Annotated in this window: 17 protein-coding genes; 10 read left to right on the top strand and 7 right to left on the bottom strand. The window is 33.9% G+C overall.

Features of this window, described 5'->3' with window-relative positions; translation table 11 throughout:
• The first annotated feature begins 148 nt into the window (after positions 1-148).
• The 7 genes from DG508_RS17730 to DG508_RS17700 all read left to right on the top strand — a co-directional run bounded on the left by DG508_RS17730 (position 149) and on the right by DG508_RS17700 (position 6,953).
• On the top strand, positions 149-1,426 hold the full coding sequence (locus DG508_RS17730) for a PSP1 domain-containing protein (RefSeq protein WP_108869426.1): 1,278 nt from the start codon (positions 149-151) through the stop codon (positions 1,424-1,426).
• Positions 1,413-1,916 (top strand): gliding motility lipoprotein GldH, encoded by a 504-nt coding sequence (locus DG508_RS17725; RefSeq protein ID WP_108869425.1) that lies wholly within the window; start codon positions 1,413-1,415, stop codon positions 1,914-1,916. Before DG508_RS17730 ends, DG508_RS17725 begins: the two co-directional genes overlap by 14 nt.
• An 87-nt stretch (positions 1,917-2,003) precedes the next feature.
• Positions 2,004-4,334 carry a penicillin-binding protein 1A gene (locus DG508_RS17720; protein ID WP_108869424.1) on the top strand — a complete coding sequence of 777 codons (2,331 nt, stop codon included), beginning with the start codon at positions 2,004-2,006 and terminating at the stop codon, positions 4,332-4,334.
• Positions 4,335-4,578: 244 nt separating this feature from the next.
• Complete coding sequence (locus DG508_RS17715; protein WP_108869423.1) at positions 4,579-5,280, top strand: CoA transferase subunit A; 702 nt, start codon at positions 4,579-4,581, stop codon at positions 5,278-5,280.
• A 31-nt stretch (positions 5,281-5,311) separates the two neighbouring features.
• Entirely contained in the window at positions 5,312-5,953 is a 642-nt protein-coding gene (locus DG508_RS17710) for a peroxiredoxin (RefSeq protein WP_108869422.1), read from the top strand.
• Between the two features lie 5 nt (positions 5,954-5,958).
• Entirely contained in the window at positions 5,959-6,297 is a 339-nt protein-coding gene (locus DG508_RS17705; protein ID WP_108869421.1) for a hypothetical protein, read from the top strand.
• A gap of 2 nt (positions 6,298-6,299) precedes the next feature.
• The gene (locus DG508_RS17700; RefSeq protein WP_108869420.1) at positions 6,300-6,953 is read left to right on the top strand and encodes a CoA transferase subunit B; all 654 of its coding nucleotides are present in this window, start codon (positions 6,300-6,302) and stop codon (positions 6,951-6,953) included.
• Positions 6,954-7,505: 552 nt separating this feature from the next.
• Here the strand turns inward: DG508_RS17700 and DG508_RS17695 are convergent.
• The gene (locus tag DG508_RS17695) at positions 7,506-9,197 is read right to left on the bottom strand and encodes an ABC transporter ATP-binding protein (protein ID WP_108869419.1); all 1,692 of its coding nucleotides are present in this window, start codon (positions 9,195-9,197) and stop codon (positions 7,506-7,508) included.
• Between the two features lie 103 nt (positions 9,198-9,300).
• On the opposite strand from DG508_RS17695, the gene DG508_RS17690 reads away from it, so the two are divergent.
• The 3 genes from DG508_RS17690 to DG508_RS17680 all read left to right on the top strand — a co-directional run bounded on the left by DG508_RS17690 (position 9,301) and on the right by DG508_RS17680 (position 12,318).
• A complete protein-coding gene (locus DG508_RS17690; protein WP_108869418.1) occupies positions 9,301-10,761 on the top strand; it encodes a sensor histidine kinase in 1,461 nt (486 codons plus the stop codon).
• An 87-nt stretch (positions 10,762-10,848) separates the two neighbouring features.
• Positions 10,849-11,631 (top strand): enoyl-CoA hydratase/isomerase family protein, encoded by a 783-nt coding sequence (locus DG508_RS17685; RefSeq protein WP_103863836.1) that lies wholly within the window; start codon positions 10,849-10,851, stop codon positions 11,629-11,631.
• 123 nt (positions 11,632-11,754) lie between these two features.
• Positions 11,755-12,318, top strand: a complete 564-nt coding sequence (locus tag DG508_RS17680; RefSeq protein ID WP_108869417.1) for a TetR/AcrR family transcriptional regulator — start codon at positions 11,755-11,757, stop codon at positions 12,316-12,318.
• Positions 12,319-12,377: 59 nt separating this feature from the next.
• On the opposite strand, the gene nadD is transcribed toward DG508_RS17680, so the two are convergent.
• From nadD to DG508_RS17650, 6 genes are all read right to left on the bottom strand, one after another.
• Complete coding sequence (gene nadD / locus DG508_RS17675; protein ID WP_108869416.1) at positions 12,378-12,959, bottom strand: nicotinate (nicotinamide) nucleotide adenylyltransferase; 582 nt, start codon at positions 12,957-12,959, stop codon at positions 12,378-12,380.
• 63 nt (positions 12,960-13,022) lie between these two features.
• Positions 13,023-13,592 (bottom strand): guanylate kinase, encoded by a 570-nt coding sequence (gene gmk / locus DG508_RS17670; RefSeq protein WP_108869415.1) that lies wholly within the window; start codon positions 13,590-13,592, stop codon positions 13,023-13,025.
• A complete protein-coding gene (locus DG508_RS17665; RefSeq protein WP_108869414.1) occupies positions 13,593-14,450 on the bottom strand; it encodes a YicC/YloC family endoribonuclease in 858 nt (285 codons plus the stop codon).
• A 92-nt stretch (positions 14,451-14,542) separates the two neighbouring features.
• Positions 14,543-15,091, bottom strand: coding sequence for a GNAT family N-acetyltransferase (locus DG508_RS17660; protein WP_159090910.1), 549 nt, complete (start codon positions 15,089-15,091; stop codon positions 14,543-14,545).
• A gap of 6 nt (positions 15,092-15,097) precedes the next feature.
• Complete coding sequence (locus DG508_RS17655; protein ID WP_108869412.1) at positions 15,098-15,649, bottom strand: CopD family protein; 552 nt, start codon at positions 15,647-15,649, stop codon at positions 15,098-15,100.
• A 137-nt stretch (positions 15,650-15,786) separates the two neighbouring features.
• Positions 15,787-18,897: a WD40/YVTN/BNR-like repeat-containing protein gene (locus DG508_RS17650; RefSeq protein ID WP_108869411.1), complete on the bottom strand. Its 3,111-nt coding sequence runs from the start codon at positions 18,895-18,897 to the stop codon at positions 15,787-15,789.
• Between the last annotated feature and the right edge of the window lie 247 nt (positions 18,898-19,144).

Genomic DNA, 19,144 nt, shown 5'->3' with positions numbered 1-19,144 from the left:
AAGATACTAGGTCAGATAGTTTTTTTTTATCCTGATTTCATAGTATCTTTAACGATTGATATACCAGAGATTGGATGTCTCTGGGTTTAGTAAGAACCGTATTTGTTGTAACTATAGTTGCAGACAAATTTCAATATATATAGAAAATATGGGGTGTAACAGTTGTTCCTCCGCAAAAGACGGGCAACCTAAGGGCTGTAATAATAACGGTACCTGTGGTACAGATGGTTGTAATAAATTGACAGTTTTTGATTGGTTATCAAATATGTCACTTCCTGGTGGATCACTACCATTTCCCTATGTCGAAATACGATTTAAAAACGGAAGAAAAAATTTCTTTAGGAATACAGAAAATATTTCTTTGAATATTGGTGATGTTGTAGCAACAGAGTCTTCTCCAGGTCATGATGTAGGAATTGTTACCCTAACAGGAGAACTGGTTCGTATTCAGATGAAGAAAAAGAAAGTAGATCAAGATAGCGAAGAAATCAAGAAAATCTACAGAAAAGCCTCTCAAAAAGATATTGATATATGGCAGAAGGCCAGAGGGCGTGAAGAAAGTATGAAGGTTCGTGCTCGTGAAATAGCAATACGATTAGAATTGCAAATGAAGATTTCTGATATTGAATTTCAAGGAGATGGATCAAAAGCTACTTTTTACTATACAGCAGAAGAACGAGTTGATTTTAGGCAATTGATCAAAGAATTTGCCCATGAGTTTAGTACTCGAATAGAAATGCGACAAGTAGGTTTTAGGCAAGAAGCAGCCAGATTGGGAGGAGTAGGGTCTTGTGGGCGAGAACTATGTTGTTCTACCTGGCTTACTGATTTTAGATCGGTAAATACAAGTGCGGCAAGATATCAGCAGTTATCTTTGAACCCGCAAAAACTGGCAGGTCAATGCGGGAAATTAAAATGTTGTCTTAATTATGAACTAGATGCATATATTGATGCGCTTAATAGTTTTCCTAAAACTGATGTAAAACTAAGAACCGAAAAGGGGACAGCTGTATGTCAGAAAATAGATATTTTTAAAGGATTTTTATGGTATGCTTATGAAGGAGAATGGATGAATTGGCATAAAATTTCTGTTGAAGATGCAAATGAAATAATAGCAGTAAATTCTAATAATGAGAAAGTTGCTGGATTAGAAGAGTTTGCTTCAGAATTGATAGAAGATACTAAAACAGATTTTGAAAACGTTGTAGGACAAGATAGTCTAACACGTTTTGATCAGCCTAAAAGAAATAAAAGAAGAAACCGTAATAAAAGAAAAACAAAGGGGAAAAGACCTTCAGAAAAGCAACAAGTAACGGTTTCAAGTAAAACAAAAGGAGGAAACCCTGAAAACAAAAAGTCAAACAAGTCAAGTAATCAAAGAAATAAAAAGCGTAGGTCCCGTAATAAAAACAATGATAAAGCTTAGGGTTTTTTTAATAACTTTTATTGTAATAAGTATATTATCATCCTGTGACAACAAACAGATTTTTGATACATATCAAACTGTGGATGATATCTGGAATAAGGATGAAAAAATAAACTTTACACTTCCTGTACTTGATAGCACACAAACCTATAATTTATTTATTAATGTACGTAATAATAATGCGTACAAATACAGTAATATATTTTTGATCAGCGAAATGAAATTTCCTAATGGTAAGGTTGTTACAGATACTTTAGAGTATGTCATGGCTACTCCAGAAGGAGAATGGTTGGGGAGTGGATTTTCTGATCTCAAAGAAAATAAACTGTGGTATAAAGAAAATATGAGGTTTATAGAAAAAGGAAATTATACCATATCATTGCAACATGCAATGAGAAAGAATGGAAAGGTTGATGGCGTCTCATCTCTTGAAGGGATTACTGATATTGGATTTAGAATTGAGAATGCTCAAATTCTTAAAAAGGATTAAATAGAAAACAAAAAAAGAGGAAGTATTTTAAAAGGTTAATATATACTTTTATTGACCTTTGAAGATAATAGATTAAATAGCTGAAGTATGGCAAAGGCAAAACCTAGATCAACAAAAAAAAGACCAAAAACCCCGATTAATAACACCTTAAAATACATAAAGTTATTTTGGATATTATTTGGGTCAGGAGTATTTTTTATAATCCTTGTATTCCTTTTGGCTAGTTGGGGAGTTTATGGAGAGATGCCTACATTTGATGAGTTAGAGAATCCACAAAATGACCTGGCAACACAGATTATTTCATCAGATGGAGTGCAAATAGGAACTTTTTTTAAAGAAAACCGAACTCCTGTAAGTTATGAGGAATTACCACAACATTTAGTAGAAGCATTAGTTGCAACAGAAGATGCGAGATATTATGAGCATTCTGGTATTGATGCTAGAGGAACACTAAGAGCATTTGTGTTTTTAGGGAGTAAAGGAGGAGCTAGTACTATATCACAGCAGTTAGCAAAACAATTGTTTACAGGGGGGTCAAAAAATAAATTAGAAAGATATCTGCAAAAAATCCAAGAATGGGTAATTGCTACACGATTAGAAAGACAATATACCAAGAAAGAAATCATAACAATGTATCTTAATAAATATGATTTTCTTAATCAGGCAATTGGTGTAAGTTCTGCTTCTAGAATCTACTTTGGGAAAAACCCTCAAGATCTTAAGAAAGAAGAGGCTGCTGTATTGGTTGGGATGTTAAAAAATTCATCACTATTCAATCCGCTTCGTAGACCAGAAAAGGTGAAAACAAGAAGAGATGTGGTGCTTAATCAAATGCAGAAATACGGATACCTTACTGAAAAAGAAAGAGATAGTTTAAAACAGTTGCCTTTGCAATTAGATTATTCTCCAGAAGGGCATAATGATGGTACAGCAACTTATTTTAGAGAATATGTGCGAAGTTGGATGTCTAAATGGGTAAAAGAAAACCCAAAAGGAGAAAATGAAGAAGGAGAGCAGGAGTATTTTGATATCTATAGAGATGGATTGAGAATTAATGTTACTATTGATTCTCGTATGCAAAGATATGCAGAAGAAGCGGTAGAAGAACATATGGCAAATCTTCAAAAGGAATTTGATAAACAAGAAGAGAAAAATAAGACAAGCCCTTTTAGAGATATAAGTCAGAAAGAAAAAAAGATGATTATAGATAGGGCATTAAGGAATTCTGCAAGAAGGAAAAAAATGCTCAAACAAGGAAAAAGTGAGGCAGAAATTGAAAAATCGTATGATGAGAAAGTAAAAATGAGTGTATTTAACTGGAGAGGAGAAATAGATACCATTATGACTCCAAGAGATTCAGTTTTGTATTATAAAAAGTTTTTGCGTTCTGGATTAATGTCTATGGAGCCTCAGACAGGTCATGTAAAAGCTTGGGTAGGAGGAGTGAATTATAAGCATTTCCAATACGACCATGTATATCAAGGTGCCCGTCAGGTAGGATCAACTTTTAAGCCATTTGTGTATGCTACTGCAATAGATCAATTAAAATTATCTCCTTGTGATACGATACCAAAATCTCAAATTACTATTTCAGCGGGATCTAATGGGGTAGTTGATAAAGATTGGACACCTAAAAATAGTGATGGCGATTATGCAGGATATATGAGTCTTAAAGAAGCATTGGCAAAATCTGTAAATACAATTTCTGCTCGTCTAATGGATAGAATAGGACCAGAACCTATTGTGAGATTGGTAAAGAAAATGGGAGTAGAGTCTGAAATTATAGAAGTAGCATCTATTGCATTAGGATCGGTAGATCTTAAATTATCTGAAATGGTAGGGGCATATAGCACTTTCGCAAATCAAGGGATTTATACAAAACCAGTAACAATTACTAGTATTGAAGATAAAAACGGTACTATTTTATATCAGTTCGTTCCAGAAACTCGCGATGTAATCAGTAAAGAAGCTGCTTATGTTACAATTAACTTAATGGAAGGAGTAACACAATCAGGTTCAGGGGTCCGTTTACGTACAGGACCATCTTCTAGGTATGATCTTAAAAATGTAGTTACTGGGCATCCATATAAGTTCAGGAATCCTATAGCAGGAAAAACAGGAACAACCCAGAATCAAAGTGATGGTTGGTTTATGGGTATTGTGCCAAACCTTTGTACAGGTGTGTGGGTAGGAGGAGATGATAGAGCAGTGCACTTTAGAACAACTACTTTTGGTCAAGGAGCAACTATGGCATTACCTGTTTGGGGATTATATATGCAAAAATGTTATGCAGACGAAACATTGAAAGTGTCTAAAGGAGCTTTCAAAAAACCAAAAGATTTATCTATTGAGGTAGATTGTAGAGCTTTCAAAAGAAATAATGCTCAAGATGAGAATATAGATGAGTTTAGCTTATAGAGGCCCACAATTTGTTTACACTTTTTAGATGCTTTTAAAAAAGATACTATAGACAAATAAGCACCATCTTTATCTTTTATCTATAACCGAGATATGGGTGAATTTTAGCTATTTTTTTAGGAAATAAAAAAAGCCAAGATGAGTTCCTTAAAAAGATGAAGGCAAGTACATTCTTAAAACTATGTTTTTCAAACGATATAGTACTATTTTTTTAGTATTTTTAATCCGAAAAATATAGAATATTATGATTCGTAAAACGGTACCTAGTGTTACCGAAGCTATGGTTGGTATCAAAAATGATATGACCTTTATGCTTGGGGGCTTTGGTTTATGTGGTATTCCTGAAAATGCCATTGCAGAACTTGTAAAATCAAACATTAATGGCCTTACCTGTATTTCTAATAATGCAGGAGTTGATGACTTTGGATTAGGGCTTTTACTTCAAAAAAAGCAGATCAAAAAAATGATATCTTCTTATGTGGGAGAGAATGATGAGTTTGAGCGACAAATGCTTAGTGGAGAATTGGATGTAGAACTTATTCCTCAAGGAACATTAGCAGAAAGATGTAGAGCAGCTCAAGGAGGTTTTCCTGCATTTTACACCCCAGCAGGTTATGGTACAGAAGTGGCCGAAGGAAAAGAAACCAGAGAATTTAATGGTAAAATGTACGTGTTGGAACATGCATTTCAGGCAGATTTTGCATTTGTAAAAGCTTGGAAAGGTGATGAAGCTGGAAATTTAATATTTAAAGGAACGGCAAGAAATTTTAATCCCTGCATGTGTGGGGGAGCAAAAATCACAGTTGCCGAAGTTGAAGAATTAGTACCCGCAGGAACCTTGGATCCTGATCAAATACATATTCCTGGAATATTCGTACAACGTATATTTAAAGGAGAACATTATGAAAAAAGAATAGAGCAACGTACTGTTCGTACAAAAGAATAGCTCTTATATATAAACCTAGAATACATAAATCATGGCAATATTACGATTAGGGGATGAATCCCCAAACTTTATAGCGCAAACTACAGAAGGCGAAATAGACTTTCATAATTGGTTAGGAGAAGGATGGGGAATTCTATTCTCACACCCTGCAGACTATACCCCAGTTTGTACTACAGAATTAGGAACTGTAGCAAAGTATAAAGATGAATTTAATAAACGCAATGTAAAAGTTGCAGCATTGAGTGTTGATGACCTAGAGTCTCATCATGGATGGATTAATGATATTAATGAGACGCAAAACACAACGGTTAATTTCCCAATCATTGCAGATAAGGATAGAAAAGTGTCTGAATTGTATGATATGATTCATCCCAATGCAGATAGTCAATTAACGGTACGTTCAGTTTTTATAATTGGACCAGATAAGAAGATTAAATTAATAATTACGTATCCTGCATCTACAGGTAGAAACTTTGATGAGTTAATACGTGTTATCGATTCACTACAATTGACAGCATATCAGAAAGTGGCAACACCTGCAAATTGGAAACAAGGAGAAGATTGTGTAATAGTACCTTCTGTGACCAATGAGGAAATAGCAAAACTATTTCCAAAAGGACATCAGGAAATAAAACCTTATTTAAGGATGACACCACAACCTGATCTCAATTAGATAAGATGAGATTAGAGTTTACATGTTCACAATGTAAGATTCAGAATAAATTTAAACCAGTAACGGCTACCAGAGTTGATTTACAGATGAAGATAGGTGATGAAGTAGCCGTAACTTGTAAGTATTGTAATAAAGAAGATAAAAAGCATATCAATAGGATAGATGCAGTGGTAGATAATAGAAAAATACTACTAGCATTTATAATAAGTGCAATAGTTATTATTGTTTTAATGAGTTTTTACGGCCTAATAGCATTTGCTATGATTGCAATACCTTTTGGAGTGTGGGTGCAAGAAGGTAAATCAACTCATTATTTTAATTCGTATAAGATCAGAAGAAAATAAATATGTTAGACAAAAGCGGAATAGCAAAGCGTATTGCAAAGGAACTACAAGATGGATTTTTTGTTAATTTAGGAATCGGAATACCTACTCTGGTGGCTAATTATATTCCTGAAGGGATCGAAGTTGAGTTTCAGAGTGAGAATGGTGTTTTAGGGATGGGCCCTTTTCCTTACGAAGGAGAAGAAGATGCAGATGTTATAAATGCAGGTAAACAAACCATAACCACTATGCCAGGGGCTTCTTTTTTTGATTCAGCAATGAGTTTTGCAATGATCAGAGGTCAGCATGTTGATTTAACTGTTTTAGGGGCTATGGAGGTTTCGGAGCAAGGGGATATAGCTAACTGGAAAATTCCTGGAAAAATGGTTAAAGGTATGGGGGGAGCAATGGATCTTGTGGCTAGTGCAGAGAATATCATTGTTGCTATGATGCATACCAATAAGGCTGGTAAATCTAAACTGCTTAAAAAATGCTCACTTCCGCTTACAGGAGTTGGGTGTGTAAAAAAAATTGTGACCAACCTTGGATTTTTAGAAGTAACAAGTAATGGATTCAAACTTTTAGAAAGAGCACCAGGGGTATCTGTAGAAGAAATTCAAAAAGCTACTGAAGGAAACTTAATTATTGAAGGTGATATTCCTGAAATGACTTTGTAAGGGTTTATTTCTAATTCTACGAATATAGCAACGAATAATAATTAATAAGCAACGAATAATAAATAAACAAAGACTTCGTTATTACTAACAAGGTCTTTGTTTTTTATTTTTGAAAGAAAAGTACTACACTTTTAAGCAATTTTCTATCCTGTTAAACCTTTGCTTTAAGGCTTAAAAACAGTAAAAAGAAAAATAAATGTTAAAATTTAGTGTATTTTGTCGATTCTTTATGTATTTTGACGTTGTTGTTGAAAATAATTTGCATATTAGTATCGAGATAAAAAATAATCCCCTAGATAAAAAAATTATTTTTTGAATTAAAAAGAAATTATTAACCCACACAAAGTTTCCCCGTATTATGAAAAAACGTATTAATCGCCTGCAGAAGTCAATCAAACCTACAATAGAATTGATTTCAAACTGTGTTTATGTGGCGAAGAAAGTATTTTTGTTGATGTGATTTTTGTTGTTAATTAATCGCAACCGTCCCCAAGTCGCGATGAATGAAACCTGTTATACTCTTAAGACTTAACAGGTTTTTTTTGTTTTAATTTATATTCCTTTAGGGATAGCATTAATAAGCTTTTTGGTATACTCTTTATTAGGACTGTTGTAGATGTTATCTGCATCTCCACGTTCTTCTATTTGCCCTTTATTCATGACTAATAGCTGATCAGACATATATTTTACCACCGCAAGATCATGTGAAATAAAAATGTAAGTAAATCCAAAATTATCTTTTAGCTCATTTAATAAGTTTAATACCTGTGCTTGTACAGATATATCCAATGCACTTACAGATTCATCACATATAATGAGTTTTGGTTGTAACGCAATAGTTCTTGCGATACCTATTCGTTGGCGTTGCCCTCCGCTAAATTCATGAGGATAGCGATCAAAATGTTCCTCAGACAGGCTTACCCTATTTAATAATTCAATTACTTTCTGCTTTCTTTCTATGTTATTGGTATATAGATTATGGGCCTGCATGGGTTCCATAATAGCATTTCCTACTGTAAGTCTAGGATTTAGAGAAGCAAAAGGATCTTGAAATATCAACTGAATTTCTTTTCTCAGGTTTCTTATAGCAGAAGGAGGTAGCTGTGTGATATCTTGCCCTCTGTAAATAATTTGACCACTATTGGCCTTGTCCAATTGCAAAATAGTGTTTCCTAAGGTAGATTTCCCACAACCTGATTCACCAACAAGCCCCAAAGTTTCCCCCTCATAAAGTTTAAAACTTACATCATTTACCGCTGTAAACTCAGTTTTTTTGAATAACCCAGCCTTAGAGAAATAACTTTTTTTAACATTTATGACTTCTAGTAAAGGTGGTTGACTGTATAGGTGTTGATGATGTTTTTCTCGCATTTCTTTGGTGATAATCTTTTTTGTTTGATTATTCTCATTAAGAAAATCAGCAATAGTGGGTAGTTTTTTCAAACGCACCTTCAAAGGAGGGCGGGCATTTATCAGAGCTTTGGTATATTCTTTTTCTGGGGTATGAAATATTGTATCTACCGCACCGTATTCTATCATTTTACCTTGGTACATTACTAAAACTTGATCAGCAATTTCAGAAACCAGCGATAAATCATGAGATATAAAAAGAATACTCATGTTATATTCTTTCTGTAAATTTTTTAATAAGCTTATGATTTCTTTTTGTACCGTTACATCCAATGCTGTGGTAGGTTCATCTGCAATAAGTAATTTGGGCTTACAGGCAATAGCCATGGCAATCACGATGCGTTGTTTTTGGCCACCACTTAATTGGTGAGGATAAGAGGAATATGCCCGATGGGGATCAGGAAGTTTTACTTTTTCAAATAAAGAAAGAACCTCTTCTTTTATTTTGATGGCAGAGAGAGAAGTATGCTGACGCAAAATTTCGGCAACTTGTTTGCCACATTTCATAGATGGATTTAGAGAACTCATGGGTTCTTGAAAAATCATAGCGATCTCATTTCCGCGAATTGATCGATATTTTTTTTCTGTAAGATTGGTTAATGAGATGTTGTTATAAACAATATCTCCTTTGGTAATCTTTGAGATTTTAGAAGGAAGTAAGCCAAGGATGGCTAATGATGCTACTGATTTTCCACTCCCAGATTCACCTACAACGCCTAATATTTCATTTTTATGTATATCAAAAGAAAGATCGTATAATACCTGATTTTCCTTTTTATTAGAAGAAAAAGAAACACAAAGATGTTGTACAGAAAGTAGTGTAGTATTGTCCATAATCAAAAAGCTAGGTAAATTTAGGAAATTCAACGGTTTTCAGGATTTCTTTTTGTAACTATTTTGGTGCGATATTTGCTATATTTACTCGTCAAAGCATATTATGAAGCTATTAAAACTTTCTCTTCGTACACGAATTTTTATATCAATGACAATATTGGTGTTAATTGCTTCAATATTGATTGCTGCGGTTACCATCTATCAATATAAAGAAGATGCAGAAGAATATCATCAAGGGAGATTAGAGCGAAAAGAACAGCGAATACAAATTGCAATCAATAATGTTCTTAAAAGTACAACCTACCCTGTAAATGAAGAGAATATCACTTCTATTTTTAGAGAAAGAGGAAGGATTTATCAAATATCAGAAGAGCACTCACTTCCCGTTAATATTTACGATTTATCAGGACAATTACTGATCAAATCAGAAGGTAATTTTATTGAAGATACGATTGGAAAAAAATTGAATCCAATAATTATAGATACGCTTGCTTCCTTATACGATAAGCGATATTTGATAAAGTCAGAAAAAAATGACGAAAAATTCTTGTCATCATACACTTATATAACAGATAGTAGAGCAAAACCATTAGCTATACTTAATTTACCTTACCTAGAAGATGATCACTTAATTACAAGAGAATTGCTGGAGTTTCTAAAGCACTTGGGGCAAGTATATTTGTTGATGCTTTTAGTAGCGGTAGTATTGGCATATTTTCTTTCAAGGTATATAACGAGATCCTTAAAAGCAATATCAGAAACTATAGATCAGACACGATTAGATAAACGTAATAAACGTATACAAATAGGAGATGCTGGAGAAGAAATACATACATTGGTCAATGCGTATAATAGTATGATTGATGAGCTAGAAGAAAGTGCAGTAATGCTGGCTAAGAGCGAACGGGAAGCAGCTTGGAGAGAAATGGCAAAACAGGTGGCACATGAGATCAAAAATCCGTTAACTCCCATGCGATTAACTGTGCAAAGTTTTCAGCGCAAATTTGATCCCCAAGATCCAGATATCCATCAAAAACTTCAGGAGTATAGTGATACTTTGATTCAGCAAATTGATACAATGAGCTCTATTGCTTCTGCGTTTTCTAATTTTGCGCAAATGCCTGCTCAAAAAAATGAAACCCTTGATGTGGTAAAGATTGTAGGATTAGCATTAGATATTTTTAATGAAGATTATATTATTTTTCCTTCAGAAAAAGAAAAAATCATAGCCAAGTTTGATAGAACCCAGCTTATACGGGTCGTTACGAATCTTGTAAAGAATGGTATACAGGCAATTCCAGAAGGGCAGGTGCCAAAAATAATCGTCGATGTGTTTTTAGAAAATGACGAGGTGGTAATTATGGTTAGTGATAATGGAATAGGAATAAGTGAAGAAAATAAGAGAAAAGTTTTTGAACCTAAATTTACTACTAAGACCAGTGGTATGGGACTTGGGTTGGGAATGGTGAAAAATATTGTGGAAACTTATAATGGAAGTATTACATTTACATCACAACAAGAAAAAGGAACTGTTTTCAAGGTTAAATTCCCAAAAGAATTATAAACCATATAACAATAAGAAGAAATGTTATTAGGTTTGTAAAAAGACTTACATCAATATAAAGAATACTTAAAACAAACAACAAAAACTATAATGTACACTAATATTCTAACATCACAGAACAAAGGAGTTACTACTATAACGATTAATCGTGAGTCAAAACTTAATGCCCTTAATAAAGATACTATTCAAGAATTGCATGCAGCGGTTAGAGTTGCAGACTTGGATGCCGATACCAAAGTTATTATCCTTACAGGAAGTGGAGAAAAAGCTTTTGTAGCTGGAGCAGATATCAGTGAGTTTGCTGATTTTTCTGTGTCAGAAGGAGGGAAACTAGCCGAGAAAGGACAAGAATTACTTTTTGATTTTATAGCAAACCTTTCTACACCTGTAATAGCGGCAGTAAATGGTTTTGCATTAGGAGGAGGACTAGAACTTGCTATGGCAGCACATTTTAGAATTGCGAGCGATAATGCAAAAATGGGATTACCAGAGGTTTCTTTGGGGGTGATTCCTGGATATGGTGGAACACAACGATTGCCACAATTAGTGGGCAAAGGAAGAGCGATGGAGATGATTATGACGGCAGGAATGATTGACGCTAATCAAGCATTACAGTACGGGTTGGTAAATTATGTAACGCCACAAGAAGAGTTAATACCTTTGGCAGAGAAACTAGCTGGGAAAATTATGAGAAACTCTTCTGTAGCAATTAGTGCAGCAATCAAATCAGTGAATTCTGGTTATGAAGATGGTGTGAATGGATATAAAGTGGAGGTAGCACAGTTTGGAAACTGTTTTGGTACTCAAGACTTCAAAGAAGGAACAACAGCGTTTTTAGAAAAACGAAAAGCGGATTTTCCTGGTAAATAAAAATAAGCTAAAAGAAGAATCAAAAGGATTGCTTCCTTTTGATTCTTCTTTTAGGCTGTAAAAAATAAGTACATTTGTAAATAGCTAACTGTTTGCTTAGTTTTGTAATGTTGGTAATATTTAATGGCAAGAAAAAAGAAATATAAAGAAGAAGAGGTAATAGAAAAGGCAATGTATCTTTTTTGGAAAAAGGGATATGAGTCTACTTCAGTACGTATGTTGGAGAAAGAGATGGGGATAAATCAATTTTCTGTATATGCAAGCTTTGGAAATAAACAAGGTGTTTTTTTAGAAAGCTTAAAATGCTATAAAAAGAAAATACAAACTGAGCTTTTGGATGTTTTGGATTCGGCCAAGGGAATAGAAAGTGTGAAACAGTATTTTTATAATTTTTTAAATTTTTCCAAAGATCAAGAAGGAAATAAAGGGTGTCTTGTAACCAATACAATTAATGAATTAGAAGATGGTGTAGACACATTAATTGCTGATGAGGTTTTTAAATTTGCAGCAAACGTTCGAGAGAATTTTTATAATAAGCTACGGCAAGAAGAAAGGATTAGTGAAAAAGAAGTAGAAGAGAAAGCAAATTATTTAATAATTTCATTACAAGGATTATCGGTTGCTTCAAAAGTGTTTAAAGAGAAAGAACTGTTTGATTATATAGAAGGAGTTTTCAAGAATGTATAGGTTTTTTGGAGTAAACACACTAATCAAAAACTAAGAAAGTAATTATAAGTATGCTTTTTTTACTTATAAAAATTCATTTCATCAATATATTTCCATACTTCAAAAGGAAGCATAGGTCTTACATTTTTATTGATAGCAATATTCTTGCGAATAAATGTTGAAGAAATCTCCATTATAGGGGCATTAACTCTATGTATTTTTGGATGATTGTTAAACTGAGTCTCTATAATTCCATCAGAAATTCTAGGGTATACATAAATGTTATGACGCTCTAAAATAGTCTCATAGTTTTTCCATTTATGAAAGCTTTTTAAGTTGTCTTCTCCCATAATCAGATGAAATTCCTTTGTCGGATATTTTTCCTGTAGATGTGCAAGGGTGTAGACAGTATAGTTGGGTTGCGATAGTTTAAACTCGATATCGCTGGGTTTTAATTTAGGGTAGGACTCAGTTGCTAGGTATACCATCTCATATCGATGATGATTGTCTAGTAAAGAGCTTTTCTTTTTATGAGGATTATGAGGAGTTACGACCATCCAGAGCTCATCAAGATCAGAATGTTCTGCCATGTGATTAGCAATCGTTAAGTGACCAATATGAATAGGGTTAAAGGTACCAAAGTATAATCCAATTTTTTTCATCAAAAAGCATAGTTTTGATTTGATAGCATATAGAAATTTCTATATGCTATCAAATTTTTAGTATTACAAAAGAAACTTTTTTACCAATTGATATACTTCATCTTTCGCTTTTTCAAGAGTATCATTGGTTACGATAGCATCAAATTGTGGAGCAGTAGCCATTTCTGTAGAAGCTTTGGCAACTCTCATATTAATTTTATCTTCGGATTCAGTTTTACGTTTTTTTAAACGGATTTTTAATTCTTCAATACTAGGTGGTTTAATAAAAATAGCCAATGTCTGATCAGGATATATTTTTTTGATATCTAATCCACCAACTACATCTATGTCAAAAATAACATGCTTGCCATTGTTCCAAAGACGCTGTACCTCGGTTTTTAGAGTGCCATAGAAATTATCTCGATAGACTTCTTCCCATTCCAAAAATTCATCGGCTTTAATTTTATCCTTAAATTCTCGTAATGATAAAAAATAGTAATCTTTTCCGTGCACTTCTGCTCCTCTAGGTTCTCGAGATGCGGCAGAGATAGAAAATCCAAGATTCAATTCTTCTTGGTTAAGCAAGTATTTAACTAAAGTAGTTTTTCCACTTCCAGACGGAGCTGAAAGCACAATAAGTTTACCTTGGTTCATTTACAACACATTTAGTAATTGTTCTTTAATTTTTTCGAGCTCATCTTTCATTTGAACTACCAATTGTTGCATAGGCGCATAATTAGATTTACTACCAATAGTATTAATCTCACGACCTATTTCTTGAGTGATAAATCCAAGTTTTTTACCATTAGAATCAGAAGAATTCAAAGTAGTTGTAAAATATTCTAAATGATTTGCTAATCGAACTTTTTCCTCGGTAATATCAAATTTTTCTAAGTAGTAAATCAGCTCTTGTTCAAAACGATTTTGATCTACTTCTTCTTTTAGATCAGAAACAGCTTTATGCAGTCGTTCTCTTACAATTTCAATACGTTCAGGGTCTATTTGAATCACTTTTTCAAGTAATTCACCGATATTGGTAATACGTAGATTGAAATCTTTTTCAAGCGCTTTCCCCTCGTCAGTTCTATAGTTTTCAATTTCTGATAAAGCAATGGTAAGCTCTTTTTTTATGGCATCAAACTCTTCTTTGTTGATTTGTTCACGTTCGGTTTTTAGAGCATCTGGCATGCGTACTGCCATTTTTAATAACTCGGTAGTGTCACCTCGATGTACATTAGATAGTTGCCTGATGTACTCTTTTACAATAGCTTCATTGACCTTGTTGGATGTTTCTTCACCTGTTGCTTCTACATATAAACCAAAATCAACCTTACCTCGTACCAATTTTTTTGCAATGGTATTTCGCATTTCAAGTTCCTTTTCACGGTATTGTGAAGGAATTCTTGCGTTGAGATCTAGGTTTTTACTATTAAGAGATTTAACCTCAATTGTGATTTTCTTTGTAGGTAGCTGTAGGATAGACTTCCCAAAGCCTGTCATAGATTTGATCATAAAATTATGCTAAAAGTTGCACGAAGATAAGGAAAACTGCTGACCTAGATAATAATAAGAATGATTTAGACAAGGTGTAGTGGTTTTCAGATTTATTTTATTTGAATATGCATACAAGTTTTGTCAATATACTTTCCTGCTTCAAGGAAGAACTTTGGAATAGAACCATTAATTTTGAACCCCATTTTTTTATACAAAGCTATGCCTGTTAAATTAGAAGCGTATACTTCTAGCCAGATCACTGATAAAGAGGATTTTTCTTTAGACCACTCCAGTACATTTTGAATCAATAGTGTTCCGATGCCTTGATTATGCCATTTGGTGTGTATTCCCATCCCTATCATAGCTGTATGTTGCATTTTCTTTCGCCAGCTGGCTGTAAGGTCAATATTGCCAATAAGTTCTCCGTTATATTCTGCTACAAGTAATAAGCTATTTGGATGTTTATGAAAATTTTGGATGTGTTCTGTCTCTTCTTCAGTAGTGTTAGCGTATTCATAATCAAATAAGGGGATTGTATTTGATAAGGAAATATACTCAAGTTTTAAAGCTAATAGTTGTTCAGCATCTTGCGCTACTGCTTCTCTTATGAGTATAGAGTAGTTTAATTTGGTTTTATATCTTTTAGAAAGAAAATCCAATGTTATTTAAGCATTAGGGTTTTTATCTCGTATTCTTTTATAAAGTTTGATTCCCATCATTAATAATATAGATAGCGATATGATACCTACAACTCCATAAATCCAATTGACAGCATCACGCACAATAACCAAAAAGATAACAGCAAATAAGATAATGGTGGACCCTTCGTTCCACATTCGCATTTGCCCTGATGACCATTTTATAATATTGTTTTGAAGTTGCTGGTATATGTGATGACACTTTAGGTGATATGCGATCAAAAGTATAACAAACCCAAGTTTTACATGCATCCAAGGTTGTTGTAGCCAAGCTGGCATTAAGATGAGTAACCAGATAGCAAATAAAGTAGCTAGTATAGCAGAAGGCCAAGTAATAATAAACCAAAGACGTTTGGTCATAAGTTTAAGTTGTGTACCTAATATCTCTTTGTCTGGTGAAGGTTTTTGAGAGGCTTCTATTTGATATATAAATAATCTAGGGATATAAAATAATCCAGCAAACCATGTAATTACAAAGATAAGATGCAATGATTTTATGTAATTGTAATATTCGAGCATTATATATTTTTAAGAAATAATATAGGTATCCTTCAATAACATGCGATAACTACTGCTATTAAAAATCCAAAAATAAGAAATCTCATTTGTATATAGCAATACTGTCAAGATGAGTTCTATGATAAAACCAAATTAATCTAATTATCTACAAACAAATAATTAAGCTGTAGGGTATTGAATTCTGTATTAAAACTTTTGATCTCCTTAGAAATTAGAGTGTCAAGAAGAGTGAGTTGCTCGTTGATCATTTTGGTAAGTTCATTTTTTACAGCAATATCTTGTTCTGTAGGACCAAAATCCCCCATGCTTACTAGTGCATTGAGGTGTGCTAATTTATTGGTAAGTTTGATAGGGAAATTCAAGGGATCTTGATTGCTTTTATTTTTGGTTTGATAGAGTGCTTTCTCAATCTCTTCAAATTGTTCCTGTAACTCTGTTGCCTTTTTTACCAAATCAGTAGTTGTATCATTACCTTTGTATTGTGTAGTAAAGGATTTTAGCTGTGTGTTGATTTTTCTGATTTTCTTAATAGATTTATGGGCTTTGTCAACAGTCTTGTTGATATCAGTAACAAAATCAAATTGGGATTTCATTTGTGGGATTGTAGCTTCTGCCCTTGGGTCTGCAAGAATGGTGAAAGATTGCTTTGATATTTCTTTTTTGTTTATAGAAAGACTCACATTGTAGGTGCCAGGTACAGATTTTGGACCATCCAAGCTTGCCCACCAAAGGATCATGCCTTTTGGCTTTTCAGCTCCCTTGCCTTTCATATCCCAAGTAAAGATATTAGCTCCTTTTTTTACTTCTAATTGATTTTTTTTCTCTTTTGCTTTTGTGTTAAAAGATATAAGAGTATCATTTTTGGTGTTGAAATAAGTTAAGGAGATAGTGTCTTTTGTAGCATCATAATTTTTGAGATAAAAATATGTCATAACTCCTGCGGGGTGATTAGTTCCTTCTGTTTTAGAATTTTTGTTACTACGACCAGATAGTCTATAAGAGTCTTTAGGTTTGTACAAGATGTGATCTTGATTTTTTGAAATGTTATTTAACTGGTGTATAACAGTAAGATCATCAATAATCCAGAGGCTTCTTCCTTGTGTAGCAACGATAAGATTATTGTTTTTAATTGTTATGTCAGTGATTGGTACAATTGGTAAGTTTAATTGAAAAGATTTCCAGTTGTTTCCATTGTCAAAAGAGATATACATACCAGTTTCAGTACCCGCGTATAATATTCCTTTTTGCTTAGGATCTTCTCGTACTACTCTAGTAAAATGTTCATCTTTGATTCCATTAGTGATTTTGACCCAAGACTTTCCATAATCTGTAGTTTTATAGAGATATGGAGTAAAATCTCCAGACTTATATCTGGTGCCAGCTATATAGCATGTGCCTTTTGCAAATGCACTAGGTTCAATACTGTTGATCATCATCCATTCGGGCATTCCTTTTGGTGTTACATTATTCCATGATGCCCCTCCGTCTTGACTTATATGAACCAATCCATCGTCACTTCCTACCCAAAGTAATCCTTCTTTAAGAGGGCTTTCTGCGGCAGCAAAAATAGTGCAGTAATACTCTACAGAGGTATTATCCTGTGTGATAGGTCCTCCTGAAGATTTTTGTTTATCAGGATCATTACGAGTCAAATCTGGGCTAATAACTTTCCAACTTTGTCCTTCGTTTTCTGTAACATGAACATGATTAGAGAACGTATACAATCGATTAGGGTTGTGTTTGGAGAATAATATCGGGAAATTCCACTGAAATCTATACTTCATGTCTTCTGCACCATGTCCCATAGGATTATCTGGCCATACACTTATGGAGCGTACAGTTTCTGTTTTATGGTTTTTTCTGGTAAGGAAACCGTCATAACTTCCGCCGTAAACAATATCATTGTTTTTAGGGTCTACTGCAATATGGGCAGATTCTCCTCCAGCAGTTCTTTCCCAATCATGTTCAGAAATTGAAGAACCAGTACTTCGATGGTTAATACGGATAGTGGAATTATCTTGTTGCGCGGCATAAATCCTATAAGGAAAACTATTGTCTGTAGTTACTCTATAAAACTGAGAAGTAGGTTGATTGTGATAGGTACTCCATGTTTCACCACCATCATAGGTAATCTGTGCGCCTCCATCATCACCAATGATCATACGTTTGGGATTCTCGGGGGCAATCCAGAGGTCATGATGATCCCCATGAGGAGCATTATAACTACTAAAGTTTTTGCCACCATCTTTACTTTTGTGATAAGATACATTGACTACATAAACAATATCAATATCCTTTGGGTCAGCATAAATTCGAGTGTAGTACCATGCTCGTTGACGCAAACTTCTATCACTATTCAAAAGAGTCCATGTTTCACCACCATTATCACTGCGATATACACCTCCTTTTTCTTTATTTTCTACAATTGCCCATATACGTTCGCTATTTACAGGTGAAACGGTAATGCCAATAATTCCCAAAGTATCTGTGGCAAACCCTTTATTGGTTGAAATTTCTTTCCATGTTTCACCACTATCAGTGCTTTTCCATAATGCAGAACCTTTTCCTCCCGAGCTTAGACTATAAGGAGTTCTTCTGGCGTTCCATGTTGAAGCATATAGAATTCTAGAGTTATTAGGGTCGATAATTAGATCAACAGCACCTGCATCTTGATTAGCAAAAAGAACATTATTCCATGTTTTACCACCATCTTTACTTTTATAGAGTCCTCGTTCTTGTGTTGGCTTGTATATGTTTCCTAATACAGCAGCGTATACAATATCAGGATTGGTTGGGTGAATTGCAATTCTAGGGATATGTCTACTTTTTGGTAAGCCAGATTGTATCCATGTTTTTCCAGCATCTACACTTTTCCAGATACCATAACCAGATGATACATTTCCTCGAAGTGTTTTTTCACCACCTCCAACATAAATCACATTGGGGTCACTTTTGGATATAGTAATTGCACCAATAGACCCTCCAAAAAAGCCATCAGAAATATTTTGCCATGCACGTCCTCCATCAACTGTTTTCCAAACCCCACCACCTGTGGCACCAAAATAGAATAGATTAGGTTTTCCAGGGACTCCAGTTACGGCAGCACTTCGGCCACCTCTAAATGGGCCAATTAATCGATATTCAAGAGCATCATATAGTCCTTGATCGTAAATCTGAGAGTTGAGATTTGATATCGTAAGAAAAGCTAAAAGAAGAATAAGGAATGTTCTAGGTAGTTGTAAACGCATGTTTGTTAGTGTTTAATTTTAAAAAGCCTACGTTGCTAGGTAAGTAGCTAAAAAAATAGATTTGAGAAAACACTAAAGTCAGGAATTAAAAACTATTTCAAAAAAAATTCACGTAATTTTAACCTTATACATAAAAGAAAATTCAGAGATAATACGAGTTATGGATAAGAATTTCGTATAAAGAGTTTGAATTATTTTGTGTTAGATTAAGGCATAAAATTAAAGAATAGCCTTAGCTATTGTTGAA

Origin of the sequence: Aquimarina aquimarini (genome assembly GCF_900299535.1) — a bacterium.
GTDB lineage: Bacteria > Bacteroidota > Bacteroidia > Flavobacteriales > Flavobacteriaceae > Aquimarina > Aquimarina aquimarini.
The sequence above is the reverse complement of the archived record's forward strand: the minus strand, read 5'-3'. Positions and strand labels throughout refer to the sequence as shown.

Bases quoted from the DNA above. Each gene is read 5' to 3' on its own strand.
- DG508_RS17730 (WP_108869426.1), top strand. From the start codon at position 149: ATGGGGTGTAACAGTTGTTCCTCCGCAAAAGACGGGCAACCTAAGGGC.
- DG508_RS17725 (WP_108869425.1), top strand. From the start codon at position 1,413: ATGATAAAGCTTAGGGTTTTTTTAATAACTTTTATTGTAATAAGTATA.
- DG508_RS17720 (WP_108869424.1), top strand. From the start codon at position 2,004: ATGGCAAAGGCAAAACCTAGATCAACAAAAAAAAGACCAAAAACCCCG.
- DG508_RS17715 (WP_108869423.1), top strand. From the start codon at position 4,579: ATGATTCGTAAAACGGTACCTAGTGTTACCGAAGCTATGGTTGGTATC.
- DG508_RS17710 (WP_108869422.1), top strand. From the start codon at position 5,312: ATGGCAATATTACGATTAGGGGATGAATCCCCAAACTTTATAGCGCAA.
- DG508_RS17705 (WP_108869421.1), top strand. From the start codon at position 5,959: ATGAGATTAGAGTTTACATGTTCACAATGTAAGATTCAGAATAAATTT.
- DG508_RS17700 (WP_108869420.1), top strand. From the start codon at position 6,300: ATGTTAGACAAAAGCGGAATAGCAAAGCGTATTGCAAAGGAACTACAA.
- DG508_RS17695 (WP_108869419.1), bottom strand. From the start codon at position 9,197: ATGGACAATACTACACTACTTTCTGTACAACATCTTTGTGTTTCTTTT.
- DG508_RS17690 (WP_108869418.1), top strand. From the start codon at position 9,301: ATGAAGCTATTAAAACTTTCTCTTCGTACACGAATTTTTATATCAATG.
- DG508_RS17680 (WP_108869417.1), top strand. From the start codon at position 11,755: ATGGCAAGAAAAAAGAAATATAAAGAAGAAGAGGTAATAGAAAAGGCA.
- nadD (WP_108869416.1), bottom strand. From the start codon at position 12,959: ATGAAAAAAATTGGATTATACTTTGGTACCTTTAACCCTATTCATATT.
- gmk (WP_108869415.1), bottom strand. From the start codon at position 13,592: ATGAACCAAGGTAAACTTATTGTGCTTTCAGCTCCGTCTGGAAGTGGA.
- DG508_RS17665 (WP_108869414.1), bottom strand. From the start codon at position 14,450: ATGATCAAATCTATGACAGGCTTTGGGAAGTCTATCCTACAGCTACCT.
- DG508_RS17655 (WP_108869412.1), bottom strand. From the start codon at position 15,649: ATGCTCGAATATTACAATTACATAAAATCATTGCATCTTATCTTTGTA.
- DG508_RS17650 (WP_108869411.1), bottom strand. From the start codon at position 18,897: ATGCGTTTACAACTACCTAGAACATTCCTTATTCTTCTTTTAGCTTTT.